Genomic DNA, 20,302 nt, shown 5'->3' with positions numbered 1-20,302 from the left:
GTACTGATGTCTCTGTCCAGAAGGACATTCCTGATCGGCGCGGGCAGTGTGGTCGCGCTCGCCGGCTGCGGCTCGTCGGACAACAAGACGGGCGGCGGCGGCAAGGTCGAGCTCGTGTACCGGCTCTGGGACGAGCAGCAGGAGGTCGGCTACAAGACGGTCTTCGCCGCGTTCACGGCCGAGAATCCGAACATCACGGTTCGGATGGAGGTGCTGCCGTGGGACCAGTACTGGACCAAGCTCACCACCGAGCTGGCCAGCGGCAAGGCGCCGGACGTGTTCTGGCTGACCGTCGACTACTTCCCGGACTTCGCGAGCAAGGGAGTACTGGCGCCGCTCGACGACCTGATCTCTAAGGCCGGGCTGAAGCTCGACGCGTACCACCCGAACGTCGTGCAGTCGTACAAGTTCGAGGACAAGCAACTGGGGATGCCGAAGGACATGGGCATCGTCGGGCTGCTCTACAACAAGACGCTGGTCGAGAAGGCCGGCATCACGATGCCCGCCGAGCTGACCTGGGCGCCCGACGGGTCCGGCAGCTTCCTCGAGGTCGCGCGCAAGCTGACGTCCGGCGACAAGCAGTGGGGCTTCTGCTCCTGGAACCACAGCCAGACCCAATGGCTGAACTGGATCGCCTCGAACGGCGGCCACGCGATGGACAAGCCGTACGGCACCTTCGACTTCGCCGGCGACAAGTCCGTCGAGGCGCTGCAGTTCGCCCGCGACCTGGTGTTCAAGTGGAAGGTCTCACCGGACGGCACCCGGACGAACCCGCCGACCGGACAGGCCACCGAGATGTTCTACCGCGGCGAGGTCGCGATGTTCCCGGCGAACAACGCACTGCTGCCGTTCGCGCTGCCCGAGGTGAAGTTCCCGATCGGCGTCACGTCGATGCCGGCCGGACCCGCCGGCCGGACGGTCGTCATCAACGGCCTCGCCGAGGCGATGTTCGCGAAGACCAAGCACCCCAACGAGGCGGGCAAGCTCGTCACCTTCCTCGGCTCCGAGAAGGCCCAGCGCCTGATGGGCGACGCCGGCTACATCATCCCGGCGCTGAACGACGCCGGCGCCGGATACAAGGCGTACTGGAAGAAGAAGAACATCGACGTCCAGCCCTTCATCGACTCCGCGGCCGGCACCACCGTCAACCTCCCCATCGCCGAAGGCTGGACCGCCAAGTCCCCCGAAATCGACAAGGCCGTCAACGACCTCTATCTGAACAAGGTCCCGGTCGCCGACATCGCCAAGTCCATGGACAAGATCGGAAATGACAAGTGAAGGAACTGACCGACTCGTACGGCGACGTCCTGGACGCCGGGGTGCTCCGGGACCGGCTGGCGACCGACGGGTACCTGTTCTTCCGCGGGCTGTTGCCTACCGAGGTGGTGGGGGACGTTCACGAGCAGCTGGCGCGGATTCTGTACGACAGCGACTGGTTGGCGCGGGATGCCGATCCGCGGGAGCTGGTTGCTTCGGGGCGAGCTGTGGAGGAAGGGTCGGCGGGATTCTTCGGGGCCTACACGGCGATTCAGAGCACGGAAGCTTTTCATCAGCTGGCCGTACGGCGCGAGTTGCTCGAGCTCAGTAGCAGACTGCTCGGGGAGGAGGCGTTCGCGCATCCGGCCCACATCTGCCGGATCGCGCCGCCCTCGCCCGGCGCGAACCCGACCCCGATCCACCAGGACTACCGCTTCATCCAGGGCTCCGTGGACACCCTCACCACCTGGCTGCCGCTGAGCGAAGCGCCGCCGGAGATCGGCGGGCTGCGGGTGTACGCCGGCTCGCCGCGACTCGGCGTACTCCCGGTGCGCGCGTCCGACGGCCCCGGAATGATGCGCGCCGAGGCGGACGAGAACCACCCGGAGTGGCGCACCACGTCGTACCGCCCCGGCGACGTCCTGCTCTTCGGCAGCCTCACCGTCCACGGCGCCATGCCCAACCGGACGAACCACCTGCGCCTGTCGGCCGACTTCCGCTACCAGGCGCGCACGGCCCCGATGGCCCGCGACCTCCTCGGCACCGGCAAACCCCACTACCACCCCGACGTCCCCGACTTCCCCACCCTCACCCGAGGCTGGACCTCCACCGACTGCGTCGAACTCCCCGCCGGCGTCCACTTCGTCGACCGCTGGGACCCACGCGTCGACGACGTACCCACCCCACCGTCCCGGTTCGCGTACACCTGAGCGCCGGACCTGCACCACTCAGCAACCAGCCGACGGCGACCCGGCGTACGCTCGGCCGCCACGCCGGGCCCTCGTCGGCGCGAGGTTGATGAGTGGTGCAGCTCCGCCTACGGGCGGACGATGATCTTGCCGCGGGCGTGGCCGGATTCGCTGAGGGCTTGGGCCTTGGCGGCGTCGGCGAGGGGGAAGGTTTCGGCGATGCGGATCGTGAGTTTGCCGTCGGCGGCGGCCTGGAGTTGGGTGTCGAGGGCGGCGCGGACCTCGTCGGGGGTGCCGGTGCCGCCGGAGGAGGTCTGGATGCCGAGCTCCGCGGCGCCGAAGTCGGCGATCGTGACGATCCGGTCGGTGCCGCCGCGGAGTTCGATCGACTCCTGCAGGCCGCCCTGGCCCGCGGTGTCGAACACCGCGTCGACGCCCTGGGGAGCGGCTTCGCGCACCCGCTCGAGCAGGCCGTCCCCGTACAGCACGGGGATCGCACCGATCGTCCGAAGGTAGTCGTGGTTGGCCGCCGACGCCGTGCCGATCACCGTCAGCCCGGCGGCGACGGCAAGCTGTACGGCGACGGAGCCGACAGCGCCCGCGGCGCCGTGGATCAGGATCGTCTCGCCGGGTTTCACGGCGAGCAGATCGAGCACCCGCTGCGCGGTCTCGCCGGCCACCGGTACGCCGACGGCCTGCTCCCAGCCGAGGCCCGCGGGCTTGCGCGTCACGTTGCCGCCGAGCGCGTACTCGGCGTACGAACCGCCGGCCGACCAGCCGACCACCTCGTCGCCGACCGCGAACGCGGCACCGTCACCGGCTTCGTCCACCACTCCGGCGACCTCGAACCCCGGAACCGCTGGGAACTTCGCCGGCGCGAAGTCCTTCGTGAACCCACGCCGGATCTTGGTGTCGTACGGATTCACACCCGCCGCGTGCACCTTGATCCGGACCTGCCCCGGCCCCGCGTGCGGCTCCGGCCGCTCCGCGACCTTCAGCACCTCGGGACCGCCGTACTCCTCGAACACCACCGCGCGCATCGAACCCGCCTCCAAGAAATGGTTGTTGCTACAAGAAAGCGCGCGCCGCCGCCCGGCATTCCCGGACGGCGGGGCGGATCAGTTCTCTTCGAGCCGCGGGAACAGCGGGTCGCCCTTGGTCAGCGTCGCCCCGGCCGGGAGCTGGCCCCAGGTGCCGGCGTCCTGAACCCGCTGGTCGGCCAGCGCGCCGAGCTTCTCCTCGGCGCCGAGGAGCTCCCACAGCTTCGCGGACGACTTCGGCATCGTCGGGTTGTGCAGTACGGCGACGGCCCGCAGTACCTCGGCCGCCGAGTACAGGATCGTCGCGAGCCGGTCCCGCTGGGACTCGTCCTTGGCGACCTTCCACGGCTCCTGCTCGGTGACGTACCCGTTGACCGCACCAACCAGCTCGTTGATCGCGGCCAGCGCGTCCTGGAACGCGAGCGTGTCCAGCGCCTTGTCCGCCGTCGCCACGGTCTGCGCGAGCCGGTCGGCGAGCGCCTGCTCGGCCGGGCCGTGGTCGGTCGGCTCGGGCAGCGCGCCGTCGAAGTACTTCCCGACCATCGCGGCGATCCGGCTGGCCAGGTTGCCGAGGCCGTTCGCGAGCTCGGAGGTGTAGACCGCGCTCAGGTGCTCCCACGAGAACGACCCGTCCGACCCGAACTGGATCGTCCGCAGGAAGTAGTACCGGAACGCGTCCGAGCCGAAGTGGTCGGTGATCTCGTGCGGCGCGATCGCGGTCAGCTTGGACTTGCTCATCTTCTCGCCGCCGACCAGCAGCCAGCCGTGCGCGAACACCTGCTTGGGTACGGCGACCTCCGCGGCCATCAGCATCGCCGGCCAGATCACCGCGTGGAACCGGAGGATGTCCTTACCCACCAGGTGTACGTCGACCGGCCACAGCTCCTCGAACCGCTCCGGGTCCGTCCCGTAGCCCGCAGCCGTCACGTAGTTCAGCAGCGCGTCGATCCACACGTACAGGACGTGGTCCTCGTCCCACGGCACCGGGATGCCCCAGTCGAACGTCGACCGGGTGATCGACAGGTCCTGCAGCCCCTGCTTGACGAACGCGATCACCTCGTTGCGCGCGCTCGACGGCGCCACGAAGTCCGGCTGGGATTCGTACAGCTCGAGCAGCTTGTCGGCGTACGCCGAGAGCCGGAAGAAGTAGTTCGTCTCCGAGACCGTCTCCAGCTCGGTGCCGTGGATCATGCACCGCTGGGTGCCGTCCTCGTCGGTACGGATGTCGGCGGGAAGCTTGAACTCCTCGCAGCCCACGCAGTACAGGCCCTCGTACTCGCCCTTGTAGACGTCGCCCTTGTCGTACAGCTTCTGCCAGAACTCGCGGACCCGCTCGGTGTGCCGCTCCTCGGTCGTCCGGATGAAGTCGTCGTACGCGATGTCGACGTCCACCCAGGCCGGCTTCCAGGCCTCCTCGACGAGCTTGTCGGTCCACTCCTTCGGGGTCATGCCCTGGGCCTGCGCGCTGCGCATCACCTTCTCGCCGTGCTCGTCGGTACCGGTCAGGTACCACTTGCGCTCGCCGCGCTGGGCGTGCCAACGGGTCAGGACGTCCCCGGCCACCGTCGTGTAGGCGCTGCCGATGTGCGGCGCGGCCGTGACGTAGTAGATCGGGGTGGTGACGTAATAGGCCTTCTCGGACATGCCTTAAAGAGTAGTGCCCCGGTTAAGTGGGGTTTCGCGCGGCCAGTACGGCGTCGTACACGGTCCGTTTCGGCACGTTGAAGCGCTTCGCGACGTCGGCGATCGCCTGCTTACGCGGCGTACCGGCCTCCTCGTCGACCGCGACCTCCCGCGCCAGGTCCTCCGCCGTCATCACCCGGTCCGGGTCCGCGCCCGCCACCACGATCGTGATCTCGCCGCGAACCCCGTCCTTGGACCACAGCACAAGGTCATCAAGAGGCCCGCGTTTAACCTCTTCATACGTCTTGGTGAGCTCCCGGCACACCGCCGTACGCCGATCCGCCCCGAACGCCTCCGCCATCGCCTCCAGCGACGCGGTCAACCGGTGCGGTGCCTCGAAGAACACCATCGTCCGCGGCTCGTCCTTCAGCTCCGCGAGCCGCCGCCCCCGCTCCCCCGGCTTCCGCGGCAGGAACCCCTCGAACGTGAACCGGTCCACCGGCAGCCCGCTCAGCGCGAGCGCGGTCAGCACCGCCGACGGCCCCGGTACGGCGGTCACCGGCACGTCGGCCTCGATCGCCGCCGCGACCAGCCGGTACCCCGGATCCGACACGCTCGGCATCCCCGCGTCCGTCACCACGACCACGGTCTGCCCCTCGGTCAGCGCCCGCAGCAGCTCCGGCGTCCGCTCCCGCTCGTTCCCCTCGAAGTACGACACCACCCGCCCGCTCAACTGAATCCCCAGCTCAGAGGTCAACCGCCGCAACCGCCGCGTATCCTCCGCCGCCACCACATCCGCCCCGGCCAGCACCGTCCCCAACCGCGGCGAACCATCCGAAACATCCCCAATAGGAGTCCCCGCAAGAACCAATCGCCCGGTCATCAGGCCATCATCCCAGCCGTTCCGGGCGACACGGGGAGGCGGGCGGACCGGGGGGTCCGTAGCATGGCGGGCGTGGCTGCTGTGATCGAGGACGGGACCGTCCGGCGAGGCGAGGCTGAGGACGACCGCGAGATGCTGGGGCGGGACGTGCTCGGCAGACGGCTGCCGCCGCTGAAGGAGCGGCTGTATCCGGCGATGCCGCGGGACTTCGACGGCGGCTGGATCGCCACGCTGGCGATCACGCTGGTGGCGGGCATCCTGCGGTTCTGGCACCTGAGTACGCCGGTGAAGTTCGTCTTCGACGAGACGTACTACGCCAAGGACGCCTTCAGCCTGCTCAAGTTCGGGTACGCGCGGCAGTTCATCGACCAGCCGGAGGGGGCCGCCGACAAGGCGATCCTGGCCGGCAACCTGGACGTCTTCAAGGACACCCCGAGCCTGACCGTGCACCCCGAGGTCGGTAAGTGGATGATCGCGGCCGGTGAGCAGCTGTTCGGGATGAACACGTTCGGCTGGCGGTTCATGCCGGCGCTGTTCGGCACGCTGACGGTGCTGCTGCTGATCCGGACGGTACGGCGGATGACCCGCTCCACGCTGATCGGCGCGATCGCGGGCCTGCTGCTCGCGGTCGACGGGCTGTCCTTCGTGATGTCCCGGGTCGCGCTGCTCGACATCTTCCTGGCGTTCTGGCTGGTCGCGGCCACCTCCTGCCTGGTCTGCGACCGGGACTGGACCCGCCGCCGGCACGCCGAGACGCTGGCCGAGCCGGTCGACGGCGGCGAACGCCGTACGCTCGGCCGCTGGCTGCTGGTCCGGCCGTGGCGGCTCGCGGCGGGCGTCTGCTTCGGTCTCGCCTGCGGTACCAAGTGGTCCGCGATCTGGACGCTGGCCGCGTTCGGCGTCCTGGCGTTCGCCTGGGACTACGGCGCCCGGCGCGCGCTCGGCGTCCGGCTGGCGTTCGTGAAGTCCGCCCTGGTCGACGGCATCCCGGCGTTCCTCAGCCTGGTCCTGGTGGCCGGCATCACCTACACCGCGACGTGGACCGGCTGGCTGCTGCACGACAACTCGTACGACCATAACTGGGCGGCGAGCAACCCGGCGCACGGCATCATGAAGGTGGTCCCGGACGACTTCCGGTCACTGCTCGAGTACCACAAAGAGGTCTACGCGTTCCACACCGGCGACTACATCAAGCACGCCACCCATCCGTACCAGTCGAACCCGGCGGGCTGGCCGATCATCGCCCGGCCGATCGGGTTCGACGCGGTCAACGACATCAAGCCCGGTACGCCGGGTTGCGACGTTCCGGCCGGTCAGACGTGTCTGCAGGTGATCTCTGCCCTCGGTACGCCGCTGCTGTGGTGGGGCGGTGCGCTCGCGCTGATCGCCGCGCTGGTGCTGTGGATCAGCACCCGCGACTGGCGGTTCGGCATACCTGTGATCGGGTTCGTGACCTGTTGGGCGCCGTGGTTCGCGTACGACCAGAGACCGATCTTCTTCTTCTACGCGGTGACGATGATCCCGTTCACCGTGATGGCGCTGGCGCTGGTCCTCGGCAAGGTCCTCGGCCCGGCACGGACCGCGATCAGTACGGCGACCCCGCGCAGGCTGATCGGCAGCGCGATCGTCGGCGCGTTCGTCGTCCTCGTGGTGCTGAACTTCGCCTACATCTGGCCGATCCTGACCGACAAGGTGCTCCCGCACCAGGACTGGCTCAGCCGGATGTGGTTCAAGTCCTGGATCTGACCGCGTAGTCGACGTTCCCGAACGGCCAGCGGGTGGCCAGCCAGTCGCTGACCGCGTCGTACAGCTCGACGTCCAGCTCGGCCCGCGCGGCGGTCACCCACGACCGTACGTCGGTGACCGCGGGGTCCTTGCGCGACGGGTAGATGTAGAGGCAGCCGATCACGTCGGTGTCGATCACCGTGTACGTGAACCCGCGGCGCGCGGCGAAGTCGTCCGCGTGCCGCTGGAGATCGCCGAGGTTGGCCTCCGGCGACATCCCGTCGACCGGCGGCCAGCTGCCGCCGAACCCGGGCGTCGACCGGATGTGCTCGATGCTGCCGGTCCACGCCGCGTAGTCCGCGTCGTTGTGCTGCGGCCCGAGCGGCTCCAGCCGAAACCGCGGCGTGGTCAGCTCGAGCGGTACGTCGAAGTCGGCGGGTACGAAGTCGGCCATGACGGCAGGCTACGAGCCGGCCCGCCGCACCGCACCCGCATTTCGGACGCCGCCACAGCGGCCGGTCCGGCCGGTCCGTCAGTGCAGCTCGTGCCGGTTCCGGTGCCGGAGCTTCTTGCCGTGCCGCTTCGCCGACGACTGCCCGCCGACCCCGCCGAACAGCGCGAGTCCCTTGATCACGACGGTCGGCGCGTTCGGGTCCGGGTCGTCCGAGCCCTGCGCGGCGAATCCGCCGAAGATCCCGATCCCCTCGTTCCGCACGGTCACGCCCTCGGGCACGGTGACGTCGATCCCGCCGAACACCGCGACCGCGTAGATCGTCACCTCGCGGCCCTCGAACACCGCGTCGGTCATGTCCAGGTCGTGCCCGCCGAAGATCGCGAGCGCGTTCGTCCGCCGCTTCACCCGCCAGCGGCCCTTCCGCTCGCCGCCGCCGAAGATCGCCACCAGGTTGTCGACGCTGGCGGCCGGGTCGGCGGGCTCCTCGATCGGGACCAGGCTGGTCGACGCGGCCGCCGCCGGCGGTGTCATCGGAGCGAGCGGCGCGGCCTGCCCCGGGGCGACCAGGTCCCGGGTGATCGGTTCCAGCTCGCCGAGCGTCTTCGCCTGTAGCGCCTGTTCGAGCCGGTCGGCGTGCTCGTCCTGCGTCAACCGCCCCGACATCAGGGCATCCCGCAGTACGTCGACGACCTGGTCGCGGTCGATGTCGGACGCCCGCAGATGCGCGTGCGGATGCGGGTTGTCGGGCAGGTTCTCCATAAACCTGAACGATATATCGAGATCAGTCCGCTGAAACCCCCGTGACAACCCTGAACTACCCCCTGGTTCGGCGGGTTTGCGGAAACAACTTCGCGCTCAGCGCCGGAAAAGTTCCGGAAAGCGGTTCAGCGGCGGACGCGGAGCGCGCAAGCGGTCGCCACGAGGGTGATCGCGGCGAACGTGACCGCCGTACCGGGGTAGCCGGCGAGGCCCAGGCCGAGGCCGCCGATCGCGGCGCCGAGGAAGGTCCCGAGGCTCATCCCGGCCGCGTTGACGCTGAGCGCCGAACCGCGGAGGTCGCCGCTGCGCCGGACGAGCAGCGTGGTGACGCAGGCCGCGACCGTCGCGTGGCTCGCGCCCATCACCGCGGTCAACGCGAGCGTCAGCGGGAGACTCGGCGAGAAGTAGAACGCCGCGACGGCGACGAGCGCGACGATGATCCCGATCAGCAGCAGCCGCTCGGTGGCGGCGCGGCCGGTGGCGAGGTACCGGCCGGCCAGCAGGTTGCCGAGGAAGAACGAGAGACCGCTGAGCGACCACACCAGCGCGAACCACCCCGGCGCCAGGTCGAACCTGTCGTCGTAGAACGCGGCCAGATACGCGAGGTACCCCATGAACGCGGCCGTCCGGAGCATCGCCACGGCCAGCAGCGGGACGGCGCCGGGGATGCGGGCGAGTTCGCGGTACGTCGCCAGGTAGCTGACGCGTTCTCTCCCGGTGACAGGCGCCTTCCGGCCACGTCCGCGGACGAAGAAGGCGGCCGACAGCGTCAGCGCGATCGCCGACGCGGCGAGCAGGTTGCCGCGCCAGCCCCAGATCAGCCCCGGTCCGGCGAGTACCGGCGCCGCGAGCATCGCCATCGCGCTCGTCGTCGCCGACACCAGCGTCGCCGCCCGGCCCGCGGCGGCCGGGGACCGGAAGCGGTCCGCGGCCGCGGCGCCGATGGACGGCGCGAGGATCGAGGTCGAGGCACCGATCAGCAGGCAGAACGCGGCCAGCGCGAACACGTTGCCCACGGCACCCAACGCGGCCGAGACGCCCAGCAGCGCGAGCCCGCCCGCGGCGACCAGTTCACGCGGCGCCCGGTCCATCAGCGGGGCGAGCGTGACGCCGACCGCGAGCGCCGCGAGCCCGCCGAGGCCGCGCAGACCGCCGATCTCGGCGACGCTGCCGCCCGCGGCCTGCGAGATCGGCACCAGGTACATCCCGAAGACCGTGAACGGGATCAGGCTCACGGTCGAGGCGAGCAGGAACGGCCAGAGCCACTTGGCCATCCGGAGATCGCCGGGCACTTCGGTACTGAGCTGCTGCGTGGTCATGTGTCCGTCCGATAGCGGTAGAGGCTGCTCGGGCGGGAGCTGAACTGGGAGAAGGGAAACGGCTCGGCCGACAGCGCGGTGACGCCGGCGCCGAGGAAAGCCCGGGCGACCGCGCTGCCGGTCTGGGCGTAGATCACCAGCGGTTTCGCTTGCTCGCGGCAACTTTGCAGGAGTACGTCGAAGCTGCCGTTGGACAGCGTCATCCCGGTGGCGACGACCGCGTCGGCGGCGTCGACCACCTCGGCCATGTCGCGGGCGACCGGCAGCCCGGACGCGGTCTCGCGGAGGTTGAAGTCGCACGGCAGACAGCTCCCGCCGCGGTCGGTGATCGCGTCGACGAGCGGGTTCACCACGCCGATCAACGCCACCTTGGTGCCTTCGGCAACGTCCAGCAGACCCGCCACGGCGGCATCACGGGCCTTCGCCCGAACGTCCGGCGTACCCGCGGGAAGGACGACCTCCTCGGCGTACGGCGAGGTGTGATGCGGCTCGACCGCGGCCAGGTACGCGTCCAGCGCGGCGATCCGCACGGGCAGCGGGTCGTCGGAGGTGAGTACGTCGGCCAGCGTGCGGCCGGAGGTGTCCGCGCAGTACGCCGGGTCGAGCTCGCCGGCCTCGAACGAGCAGGCACCGAAGACCTCGCCCACCCGCAGCAGCACGTAGTAGTTGCGATAGGTGACGTCGGCGCCGGGGAGCCGGGTCGTGTGGTGCAGCCAGAACGCGCTGGTGATGTCGAAGTCCGCGGGCGACGGCGTACCGGCAAGGACAGCGGCGGTGAGCTCGGCAACGGTCATGGGTCAGCCTTTCGGGTTGTACGGCACACACCTTAATGCGACGGCGTCGCAGATGGAAACGTGGCGCGGGACAACTGCGCGGATTCCCGGCGGTCCCAGGACATGGCCGACCACGGGACCGCGAGGTCGTCCAGGGAGTCGATCTCGCGGGGTCGCATCGACGCCATCGGGCGCGCCTCGGCGTGCCGGGCGAACGCGGACTCGACGTACCGGGTGCCGGTGTCCGCGGCCAGGAAGACGTGTTTCCGGCCGCGGTCGCAGTTGTGTTCCCAGGCCGCCGAGAGGTACGCCGCCCCGGCGGACAGCCCCGCGAAAACGCCGGACGTCCGGAGCAGGTCGACCGCCGCGGACATCGCATACTCGAACGACACCCAGTGCAGCCGGTCGTACAGCTCGTGCCGCACGTTCCGGAACTCGATCGAGCTGCCGATCCCCGCGATGATCATCTCCGGGTCCTGCGTGTGCCCGGCCCCGAACGTCACACTCCCGAACGGCTGCACGCCGACCAGATTCACGTCGCGCCCGCTGTCTCGCAGGTACGCCGCGATCGCGCCGGTGGAGGCGCCCGTACCGACGCCGCCGACCAGGCACAGCGGCCCGGTCGGCACCAGCGACGCGACCAGGTCCGCGACCGCGCGGTACCCGAGGTAGTGGATGTCGTCGTGGTACTGCCGCATCCAGTGGTACGCCGGGTTGTCGCGGAGGATCTCGCCGATCCGGCGGACCCGGAGGTTCTGGTCGAGCTGCAGGTTGTTCGAGGACGGCACCTGCTCGACGGTCGCGCCGAGGATCTCGAGCTGGATCCGCAGCGTCCGGTCGACCGTGGTGGAGCCGACGATGTGACACTTCATCCCGTACCGGTGGCAGGCCAGCGCGAGCGCGTGCGCGTAGATCCCGCTCGAACTGTCGATCAGTGTGTCACCCGGGCGGACCTGCCCGGTGTCGAGCAGGTGCCGGACGGCGCCGAGGGCGGAGTACACCTTCATCGTCTCGAACCGCAGGCAGATCAGGTCGTCCACCCGGATCGGGTCCGGATCCTTGATCGCCTCCGCCAGGTGGTCGTGCAGTCGCGTCATCGGCGCGGTTCGCTCCTTCTGTCGATGGATGCGGGCGGAGAAATGTGGGCCGCGGCAACCAGTTGCCGGGTCAGGGCGTGCCGCGGGGCGGTCGTCAGCGTGGCCGGCGGGCCTTGCTCGACCACGCGGCCGGCGTCGAGGACCAGCACCTCGTCGGCGACGGCGGCGATCAGTCCGAGGTCATGGCCGATCCAGAGCAGCGCCGTACCGCGGTCCTTGAGCTCGCCGAGCAGGTCGAGGACGAGCGCCGTACCGCGGTCGTCGAGGGCGGTGGTGATCTCGTCGCAGATCAGCACGTCGGGATGCGCGAGGACGGCGCGGGCGAGGGCGGCACGCTGGAGTTCGCCGCCGGACAGTTGGCTGGGTGGGCGGGCGGCGGTGATCGCGGCGACGCCCAGTCGGGCGAGGGTCGCGACGGCCTCGGCGTGGGCCTGGTCCGGAGCGAGACCGCGGAGGCGTTCCGCCGTACGGGCGACCTGCTGGACGACCGGGCGGCGCTCGTCGAAGGAGCCGCGGACCTCCTGCCAGACGTACTGCACGCGACGGTGCTGGTCGCGGGTGCGCTTGCGGAGGACCGGGAGTGGTTTGCCGTCGAGGTGGATCGTGCCCGTGTGGCGTTCGTGCAGGCCGGCCAGGCAGCGGGCAAGGGTGGTCTTGCCGCTGCCGGAGCGGCCGACGACGCCTAGACAGCCGCCTGCGTGGAGGGTCAGGTCCACCTCGCGAACGATGGGGTCGCGACGTACGGCGGCTGACAGGTTCATTGCCTTTAGCAACGGTTGGGTGGGGGTGGAGGTTCCCAGGCGCGGTGGGTCGGTGGGCTGTGGGAGTACGTCGGAGACGACGCGGCCGGCGTGGAGGACGACGACGCGGGTCGCGAGTGCGCGGACCAGGTCGAGGTCGTGGCTGAGGAGCAGGATGCCGAGGCCGGAGGCGGCCAAGTCGCGCAGTTCGTGGACGAGGCGCAGCCGGGTGATCGAGTCGAGCCCGGTACTCGGCTCGTCGAGGATCAGCACCTTCGGCCGGCAGGTCAGGGCTTGCGCGAGCACCACCCGCTGCCGCTGCCCACCCGAAAACTGATGCGGAAACCGTTTGAGGGTCGCCCGTTCCGCCGGTAACTGCGCCGCCCCCAGCGCCGCCGCCGGCTCACCCCCGTGCAACCTCGCCAACTCCCGCAGCGTCGCCCCGATCCGCCGCGCCGGGTTGAGCGCACTCCCCGGATGCTGCGGCATGTACGCCACCACCCGTCCCCGGACATCAACCCCCGTCAGCCCGCCACCATCAACAACCACTTCCCCCGCCACCTCAACCCGCCCCGCCAGCCGAACCCCCTCCCCCGACTCCCCCAGCAACGCCAACGCCGCCGTAGTCTTCCCCGCTCCCGAAGCCCCCACCAACGCCGTCACCTCCCCCACCAAAACCTCAAACGAAACCCCCTCCACCAACACCCCACCCCGAGCAGCAGCGGACAACCCGTCGACACTGACGAGGGTCATGTGGTCGCCTTCCGGGAGTGGTGGAGGAGGTGGTCTGTGAGGAGGTTGAAGCCGAGGGTGAAGGAGATGAGGAGGAGGGCGGGGGCGAGGACCGACCACGGTTGGAGGAGGAGGCCTTCGCGGTTGCGGGAGACGGTGACGGCCCAGTCGGGGGCGGTCGGGCTGAGGCCCAGGCCGAGGAAGTTGACCGAGGCAACGAGGAAGACCGCGAGCGTGATCCGGGTACCGAGGTCGGCGGCGACCGGGCCGAGGACCGAGCGGCCGACGTACCCGAGCTGGATCCGCACCCACGACTCGCGCTGCATCCGGAGCGCCTCGACCACCGGCCCGCTGGCGGCGTCGAGCGCGGCTGCACGTACCAGCCGCGCGACGGTCGGTACGTTCATCATCGCGACCGCCACGGTGATCGCCACCGCGGACGCCCGCCACCCGACCGCGACCACGCTGATCACCAGCAGCGAGGGCAACGGCAGCAGTACGTCGAGGGGCCGCATCAGCCCCTCGTCCAACCACCGATGCCGGGTGGACGCCGCCGTCAACCCGATCGCCCCGCCGACGACGTACGCCAACACGACGGCCCCCAGCGCCATCCCGAGCGCCGACCGCCCACCGACCAGCAACAACCCGAACACGTCCCGCCCCAACCCGTCCGTCCCCAACAACCCCGCAGACGAGTACGGCAGCCCGTCTGGCACGTCGTACGGCACCAACGGCCCACCCAAAGCCACCACCACCGGCACCAAAACCAACCCCACCGCAACCCCAACCACACCCCACCGACCGCACGCCGAACCCCCGCGCCGAGAAGTGCGGCGCCAAACCCAGCACCGTCCGCCGCGAGGCACCGCCCCATCCCGGCCGACACCAGACGCCGCCTCATCCCGGCCGGCGTCGGACATCGCCGCGCTTCGGCGAGCGGGGCGCCGTGCTTCGCCCCGGCTCATCGGAGGAGCTCCGTGCGGGGGACCAGGCGGTTGCAGACGAGGTCGGCTGACAGGTTGATCAGCAAGGCGGCGACGGCCAAGACGAGCGTGAGGCCTTGCACCACAGGCACATCCCGCGTTTCCACCCCGTCGACCAACGCCGTCGCGAACCCAGGAATCGCGAAGATCGCCTCGACCACCAGCACACCACCGAGCAACGTGTCCCCCGTACGAGCCAACTCCTGCACCCCAGGAACCGCCGCGTTCGGCAGCACGTGCCGCAGCAGCAACTGCCGTCGCGGCACCCCGAGCCGCCGGGCCTGCACCACGTACTCGGCCCGCAACGCCGCGGCCGTCCCCGCCCGCACCTGCCGCGACAACAGGCAGACCGTACGACCCAGCAACACCGCAACCGGCAGCACCAACAACCCCGGCGAAGCCAGCAGATCCCCGCCGACCCACGTAGCCGGCAGCCACCCGAGCTTCAACGCGAACACCGCCACCAGCAACACCGCGATCACAAAATCCGGAACAGCCGACAACCCCACCGTCACCGACGTCAGCACCCGATCCACCCGCCCGCCCTCCCGCGTCCCCATCACGATGCCCAAGGCAACGGCCAGTGGTACGACGACCGCGAGCGTCGCCACCGTGAGTACGAGCGTCGCCCCGATCGACCCACGCACGATGTCCGCGACCGGTCCCCCGCTGATCAGCGACGTACCGAGGTCACCCGTCAGCACATCCCCCACCCACCGCGCGAACCGCTCCACCGGCGGCTGATCCAACCCGAGCTCCGCCCGCAACGCGACCACCTGAGCAGGCGTCAACGTCTCGGTGAACCGAAGGTCGGCCGCATCTCCCGGCAGCAGCGACGTCAGCGCGAACACCAGCACCGAGAGCACAGCCAACTGCACCACCGCGAGCAGCGCCCGCTGGACGGCGTACCGCATTCAGGCCAGCCACACCTTGTCGAACCGGCCCTGGTCGAGCGTGTTCGGCGGCGCCGCCTGCACCCCCTGCACCTTCGCCGACACCGCCACCAGGTAGTCCGGCAACCCCCACGCGAGGATCCCGCCCTCGTCGCGCAACGTCTTCTGCAGTACGCCGTACCGCCGCGACCGCTCGGCCTCGTCGGTCACCGCACGCGCCGCCGCGAAGGCAGCGTCGAAGGCGGGCCGCCGCCAATGCGTCACGTTGAACGGCGAATGCGACAGCAGCCGATCGGTGACGTACTGCGGGATCGGCATCGCCCCGGACCGATGGTTGCCGATAGCCCCCTTCGTCAGCAGGTCCTTCGCGTACGTCTGCGGGCTGCCGGTCGTCACCTTCAACCGCACCCCGGCCTCGGCCACCTGCTCCGCGAACAAGGTCGCCGCCGCCACGAACCCGGCCGACGCGTCCGCCGTGAAGATCTCCACCTGCTTGCCCACCAGGCCGGCCTTCGCCAGCAGCGCCTTCGCCCGGTCCACGTCCCGCTCCCGCGCGGACAGGTCGGCCGGGTAGTACTGATATCCCTTGCCGAACAGGTCGTTCCCCACCTCGCCGCGCCCGGCGAGTACGACGTCCACGAGCCGCTGCCGATCCGCGAGCAGCTTGAACGCGAGCCGTACGTCGGGGTTGTCGAACGGCGGCTGGTCGACCTTCATCACGAACGCCTGCATCGTGCTCGCCTTCGCGGCCACGATCCGTACGGCCTTCCCGGCCTCGGCGGTCCGCGCGAACGTCGCGGTCATGTCGTTCGCGTACTCCGCCTGCCCGCCCTGTACGGCGTTCGCCCGGGCGTCGGAGTCCGCGGACAGGATGTGCAGCTCCTCGATCCGCGCCGGCCCGTCCCAGTAGTCGTCGTACCGCGCGGCGACCATCGACCGGCCGGCCTCGAAGGACACGTACCGGAAGGCGCCTGTTCCCAGGGGTTTCGACGGATCCTTGAATCCGTTCCGCACGATCTGGGTGCCGATGCCGGCGAGCAGCGCGGGGAACTCGGCGTTCGGCTCGGTCAGCACCAGCTCGACGGTCGACGCGCCGATCGCCTTGCTGCGCTTGAGATCCAGCGTCCCGAGCGACGACTGCGCGACCCGGTCCGGTACGGCGGGATCCGCGATCCGGCTCAGGCTGTACAGCACGTCGTCCGGCTGCAGGCGGGATCCGTCGTGGAACGTCGCATCCCGGAGGGTGAACCGCCAGGTGGTCGCCGTACCGTCGTGCCCCCATCTGGCGGCGAGCCGCGGGACCGGCTTCAGGTCCGGGCCGAGCTCGACCAGCTTCTCGTAGATCGCCTTGTGCCGCGCGATGTCCACGAACAGGCTCTGCACGTGCGGATCCAGCACCTCCTTCGCCCCGCCGCCGGCGTACACCGCCCGCAACCGCCCACCCTGCTTCGGCTCCGTCGCCTTCCCGCACCCCGCCAACGCGGCCAGCCCGACCATCCCCAGGAACCCACGCCTACCCAAAGCCTCGGACACGCGCCACATCCTCACCTTTAGTGAAAACGATTGTCAAATCCAGCGCGCATCCGGATCGCTCTCATTCTTTCCGCCCGGCAGCACCGGTCGCTCTGCGTAGCGGCGTGTCAGGGCGTACCGAAGAACGGGTAGTGGTCACCTCGTCGGCAGACGTGCACGCTCAGCCCGCCCGCCGATCCGGCGAAAAGACGGACTACTACCCGTTCTTCGGTACGGGGTCCTACTCCGCGCAGTCGGCCGGGTTGCAGGTGTTGGGGAGTTGGGAGGCGATCCGGTCCAGCAGGGTAGTGAGTTGGACCTGCTCGGCGGGGGTAAGGCGGTCGAAGAAGTAGGTGCGGACCGCGTCGACGTGGTCCGGGGCGGCGGCGTCGATCGCCTTCCGGCCGAGGTCGGTGAGGCGGACCATCGAGCCGCGGGCGTCCGACGTGCACTCCTCGCGGCAGACCAGGCCGCGCTTCTCCATCCGGCTGACCTGGTGCGACAGCCGGCTGCGTTCCCAGCCGACGGAGCGGCCGAGGTCGCGGGTGCGGAGTACGCCGTTGTCGGCCTCGGACAGCGGGTGCAGCAGGGCGTAGTCGGCGCCGGAGAGCCCGGAGTTGCCGATCATCCGCGCCTCGAGCGCGCGCATCAGCTCGCGATGCGTGTCGCGGTACGTCTGCCAGAGCCGCGCCTCACGCTCATCGAGCCACATACCTGCATTGTACGGACGGACGTTGACATGTCACGGAGTACGCGAAAGCGCCACGGCGAGCCCGATCGTGCCGGCCATCACCGCCAGCTCGAGGACCGCCAACTGCCGGAACGCCGCCGGGTCGCCGGTCGCCAGCCGGGGCAGGGTGCTCCGGCGGTGCTGCCAGCCGATGAACACCAGCACCGCGAACGCGAGCGTCTTCCCCAGCACCAGTACGCCGTACCCGCTCGTCACCCACTGCGTGATCAGCCCCCACCCGCCCTGGCGCCCGTCCAGGTGGATCTCCGCGGTGAGCAGCCCGGTGATCCCCATCGTCACCGCGCACACGAACGCGACCGTGCTGAACAGCTCGACCGACTCCCGCGACCGCGCGTACCGCAGTACGGCGCCCAGCCCGCCGACCCATGTGGTCGCCGCGATCACGTGGACGACGAGCGACACTGTCGCGAGCACCGACCACAGGTTGGTGCGGTCGATCGCGCCGTGCCCGGTGAGCAACGGCCCGATCAGCGCCGCGACCGTCAGTACGGCGGCAACCCGCGCGGCCCGCAGCGTCTTCGTACCGCTCAACAGCACGGCCAGTACGGCGGTGAGTACGACGGCGACCGCCAACGCCCGCACCTGGCTGAGCCGCCCGGCCGGTTCGGCATGCTCCGCCAGGTGGGACAGCGGGATACCGAGGATGACGGTCGCGGTCGCGATCAGCCCGCCGATACTGGCGACCGCCCAGATCCCGGCGGCGAGCGCCGCGTCCTGACAGGCACGCAGCGCCTTGCCGCCGAGCTTTCCGTCGGTGGCGGGCAGGAACAGCACGACCGCGAGCACGGCACCGCCGGTCGCCACCGTGGCCGCGTCGGCGAGGATCCGCAGGACCGGAACCGCCCACGAGACGCCGAGTCCCGCGCCCAGCAGGCCGTCGGCGGCGCGTTGCGGTGCCCCGCCGCCGGCGAGCAGCGCGAGCACCATCACAACGATGCCGACGGCAACCAGTCCGCCGAGCGCGAGCGAGCGCCTCATGAGGCCGGACGGCGCCGGACGATCACCACGGCCAGTGCGACCACGACCAGCATCACCAGGCACATCGCGACGATCGTGACCGTGTTCGAGCCGCCCTCGGACGGCGAGCTCGCCGGCGTCCCGGCCGGTTCGGTCGCGGGGTGCCCGGCATGGGTCACGGTGAACGCGCCGGAGACCTCGACCGGGTGGCCGTCGGCCGAGACCACGCGGGCCTCGATCGTGTACTTCCCGGCCTCGACCATCGCGCCGACCGGCTGGGTGACCGTGTTGTCGATCACCTGCACGGCACCGTTCGCGACGTTCTTCCCGCTCGGCGACTTCACCTCGACCTGGGTGCCGTCGGAGCCGACCGGCTCGTTGAAGGTCAGCACCACCTTGGTCGGCGGCGCGGCCATCGACGAGCCGTCGGCCGGCGTCATCGACTCGAGTTTGGCGTGCGCCGCCGCCACGCCGGCGGTACCCGCTAGCATGAACAGCGACGCCACCAGTACTGCGATCACTCGGCGCACGGCTACTTCCCGGACTCCGCGGCCGTCCGTCGCGGCCGCAGCCCGAACGCCAGACCGAGCAGCCCGACCAGCAGGCCGCCACCGCCGAGCCAGCGCGCCAGCGTGTCCGACGTACCTTCCGAGGTCGTCGCCGCGACCGGTGTGACCGCGGCGGCGAGCTTCAGCGTCGGAGCCGGGTGCTCAGGCTCGGCCGCGCCGTCCTTCATCGGATCGGCCCACTTGACCACCGAGCCGTCGCTGTACGTCTGCTCGGTCGGGAAGCTCAACGAGTCCACACCCTCCGGCAGCGTCCCGACCGACAGCGCGAACTCGTCGAAGTCGTTCGGCGGGATCCCGCCCGCGGTCGCGGTCCAGGTGACCGTGGTGATCGCCTTGGTCAGCGTGACGTCGCCGACCTTCACCGCGGCGGGCAGCTTCTCCTCCTTCTTCTCCACCTTCCAGCCGGGCATCACCTGCGCCCCGACCGACGCGAACGGGTGGTCCTTCGGCAGCGAGACGACGACCTTCGTCGTACTCGTGTTGTCCGACTCGGTCGGCACCCGGAAGACCAGCTTGGCGTAGCCGCCAGGCTTGGCGTCCGGCGACGACACGATGACATGGGCCGACGCCGAGCTCGCGGCGCCGACCACCACCAACGCGGACGCCGCGGCGATCGCGGCGGCGCGCAGGATATATCTCTTGGGCATGAGAGAACCTTTCAAGGCATACGAGTAGTCCGGCGCGAACGCCGGTTCAGACAGCAGGAATCACTCGTACGCCGGGAGGCCCGCGCCCGGAGATGCTCGTCCCGAGCCGGGACCTGGCCGGGGTCCAGGACGCGAAAACGCCGGGCGTCGCGGGGACGAGCCGGACGGGACGCAGTACCGGCAGCTCCGGGAGCAGTCGCGCGAAGACCCGCCGTACCCGATGGACCCAGCGGTGGGCGTGGCCGATCGCGAGGACGCCGGCGAGCAGGGCGCCCAGGTGCGCGGCGGTCATCGTCAAGCTGTCGGTGATCGACATCATGTGGTGCATCGACGCCGTGTCCAGCGTGACGTGCACGAAGAGCTGTACGGCGGCCAGCACCAGGCCGGTCAGCAGCCGCTCCCCCGCGAGGTACTCGCCGAGCAGCCAGCACACCCCGGCCAGCGCCGCGAGCGGCGGAAGGACGCCGAGCGGTACGCCGCCGCCCCCGACCAGCACATGACCGAGCACCGCCACCACGACGCTCAGCGCCGCGACCACGGACGTGCTTCTGCTCTCGGTCGGCATTCGATCCCCTCGCTCGTGTCACTCTACGGACAACGGCGGGTTCGGGTTCCCCCGGTCCACCGTGCAACCATCGGCGGGCCTCACCACGTTGGACTCGGCATGACCAGGGAGCAGC

Annotated in this window: 20 protein-coding genes; 3 read left to right on the top strand and 17 right to left on the bottom strand. The window is 70.2% G+C overall.

The window, feature by feature from the left end; all coding sequences use genetic code 11:
• Positions 1-6: 6 nt before the first annotated feature.
• Both ACQHIV_RS38440 and ACQHIV_RS38435 read left to right on the top strand, forming a co-directional pair.
• Positions 7-1,278 (top strand): ABC transporter substrate-binding protein, encoded by a 1,272-nt coding sequence (locus ACQHIV_RS38440; protein WP_427889251.1) that lies wholly within the window; start codon positions 7-9, stop codon positions 1,276-1,278.
• Positions 1,275-2,186, top strand: a complete 912-nt coding sequence (locus tag ACQHIV_RS38435) for a phytanoyl-CoA dioxygenase family protein (protein ID WP_427889250.1) — start codon at positions 1,275-1,277, stop codon at positions 2,184-2,186. The genes ACQHIV_RS38440 and ACQHIV_RS38435 overlap by 4 nt, the downstream gene beginning before the upstream one ends.
• Before the next feature lie 107 nt (positions 2,187-2,293).
• Here ACQHIV_RS38435 and ACQHIV_RS38430 read toward each other — a convergent pair whose 3' ends face one another.
• The 3 genes from ACQHIV_RS38430 to rsmI all read right to left on the bottom strand — a co-directional run bounded on the left by ACQHIV_RS38430 (position 2,294) and on the right by rsmI (position 5,711).
• Entirely contained in the window at positions 2,294-3,205 is a 912-nt protein-coding gene (locus ACQHIV_RS38430) for an NADP-dependent oxidoreductase (RefSeq protein ID WP_427889249.1), read from the bottom strand.
• Positions 3,206-3,283: 78 nt separating this feature from the next.
• Positions 3,284-4,849: a methionine--tRNA ligase gene (gene metG, locus ACQHIV_RS38425; protein WP_427889248.1), complete on the bottom strand. Its 1,566-nt coding sequence runs from the start codon at positions 4,847-4,849 to the stop codon at positions 3,284-3,286.
• A gap of 22 nt (positions 4,850-4,871) precedes the next feature.
• Positions 4,872-5,711 carry a 16S rRNA (cytidine(1402)-2'-O)-methyltransferase gene (gene rsmI / locus ACQHIV_RS38420; protein ID WP_427889247.1) on the bottom strand — a complete coding sequence of 280 codons (840 nt, stop codon included), beginning with the start codon at positions 5,709-5,711 and terminating at the stop codon, positions 4,872-4,874.
• A 195-nt stretch (positions 5,712-5,906) separates the two neighbouring features.
• Here rsmI and ACQHIV_RS38415 point away from each other — a divergent pair, with 195 nt between their 5' ends.
• Positions 5,907-7,457 (top strand): dolichyl-phosphate-mannose--protein mannosyltransferase, encoded by a 1,551-nt coding sequence (locus ACQHIV_RS38415; RefSeq protein ID WP_427896648.1) that lies wholly within the window; start codon positions 5,907-5,909, stop codon positions 7,455-7,457.
• Here ACQHIV_RS38415 and ACQHIV_RS38410 read toward each other — a convergent pair.
• The 14 genes from ACQHIV_RS38410 to ACQHIV_RS38345 form a co-directional block, all read right to left on the bottom strand.
• The gene (locus tag ACQHIV_RS38410) at positions 7,441-7,890 is read right to left on the bottom strand and encodes a hypothetical protein (RefSeq protein WP_427889246.1); all 450 of its coding nucleotides are present in this window, start codon (positions 7,888-7,890) and stop codon (positions 7,441-7,443) included. The genes ACQHIV_RS38415 and ACQHIV_RS38410 overlap by 17 nt on opposite strands.
• 78 nt (positions 7,891-7,968) lie before the next feature.
• Complete coding sequence (locus ACQHIV_RS38405) at positions 7,969-8,649, bottom strand: DUF1707 SHOCT-like domain-containing protein (RefSeq protein WP_427889245.1); 681 nt, start codon at positions 8,647-8,649, stop codon at positions 7,969-7,971.
• A 125-nt stretch (positions 8,650-8,774) separates the two neighbouring features.
• Positions 8,775-9,968 carry an MFS transporter gene (locus ACQHIV_RS38400; RefSeq protein WP_427889244.1) on the bottom strand — a complete coding sequence of 398 codons (1,194 nt, stop codon included), beginning with the start codon at positions 9,966-9,968 and terminating at the stop codon, positions 8,775-8,777.
• Positions 9,965-10,762, bottom strand: a complete 798-nt coding sequence (locus ACQHIV_RS38395; protein ID WP_427889243.1) for a Rossmann-like domain-containing protein — start codon at positions 10,760-10,762, stop codon at positions 9,965-9,967. Before ACQHIV_RS38395 ends, ACQHIV_RS38400 begins: the two co-directional genes overlap by 4 nt.
• Before the next feature lie 32 nt (positions 10,763-10,794).
• Positions 10,795-11,838 (bottom strand): pyridoxal-phosphate dependent enzyme, encoded by a 1,044-nt coding sequence (locus ACQHIV_RS38390; protein ID WP_427889242.1) that lies wholly within the window; start codon positions 11,836-11,838, stop codon positions 10,795-10,797.
• Positions 11,835-13,331, bottom strand: coding sequence for an ABC transporter ATP-binding protein (locus tag ACQHIV_RS38385; protein ID WP_427889241.1), 1,497 nt, complete (start codon positions 13,329-13,331; stop codon positions 11,835-11,837). Before ACQHIV_RS38385 ends, ACQHIV_RS38390 begins: the two co-directional genes overlap by 4 nt.
• Complete coding sequence (locus tag ACQHIV_RS38380) at positions 13,328-14,062, bottom strand: ABC transporter permease (protein ID WP_427889240.1); 735 nt, start codon at positions 14,060-14,062, stop codon at positions 13,328-13,330. Before ACQHIV_RS38380 ends, ACQHIV_RS38385 begins: the two co-directional genes overlap by 4 nt.
• A 209-nt stretch (positions 14,063-14,271) precedes the next feature.
• On the bottom strand, positions 14,272-15,207 hold the full coding sequence (locus tag ACQHIV_RS38375; protein WP_427889239.1) for an ABC transporter permease: 936 nt from the start codon (positions 15,205-15,207) through the stop codon (positions 14,272-14,274).
• Positions 15,208-16,728 carry an ABC transporter substrate-binding protein gene (locus ACQHIV_RS38370; protein WP_427889238.1) on the bottom strand — a complete coding sequence of 507 codons (1,521 nt, stop codon included), beginning with the start codon at positions 16,726-16,728 and terminating at the stop codon, positions 15,208-15,210.
• Positions 16,729-16,939: 211 nt separating this feature from the next.
• Positions 16,940-17,410 (bottom strand): MarR family winged helix-turn-helix transcriptional regulator, encoded by a 471-nt coding sequence (locus ACQHIV_RS38365; RefSeq protein WP_427889237.1) that lies wholly within the window; start codon positions 17,408-17,410, stop codon positions 16,940-16,942.
• A gap of 30 nt (positions 17,411-17,440) precedes the next feature.
• Positions 17,441-18,427 (bottom strand): copper resistance D family protein, encoded by a 987-nt coding sequence (locus ACQHIV_RS38360; RefSeq protein ID WP_427889236.1) that lies wholly within the window; start codon positions 18,425-18,427, stop codon positions 17,441-17,443.
• Positions 18,424-18,936: a copper resistance CopC family protein gene (locus tag ACQHIV_RS38355; protein ID WP_427889235.1), complete on the bottom strand. Its 513-nt coding sequence runs from the start codon at positions 18,934-18,936 to the stop codon at positions 18,424-18,426. The genes ACQHIV_RS38360 and ACQHIV_RS38355 overlap by 4 nt, the downstream gene beginning before the upstream one ends.
• A gap of 2 nt (positions 18,937-18,938) precedes the next feature.
• On the bottom strand, positions 18,939-19,622 hold the full coding sequence (locus tag ACQHIV_RS38350; RefSeq protein WP_427889234.1) for a YcnI family protein: 684 nt from the start codon (positions 19,620-19,622) through the stop codon (positions 18,939-18,941).
• A 46-nt stretch (positions 19,623-19,668) separates the two neighbouring features.
• Complete coding sequence (locus ACQHIV_RS38345; protein ID WP_427889233.1) at positions 19,669-20,187, bottom strand: hypothetical protein; 519 nt, start codon at positions 20,185-20,187, stop codon at positions 19,669-19,671.
• Positions 20,188-20,302: the final 115 nt, after the last annotated feature.

The sequence above is a fragment of the Kribbella polygonati genome (assembly GCF_050320105.1).
Classification (GTDB): domain Bacteria; phylum Actinomycetota; class Actinomycetes; order Propionibacteriales; family Kribbellaceae; genus Kribbella.
Note: the sequence above shows the minus strand (reverse complement) of the source record. Positions and strands in the feature narration are given on the sequence as shown.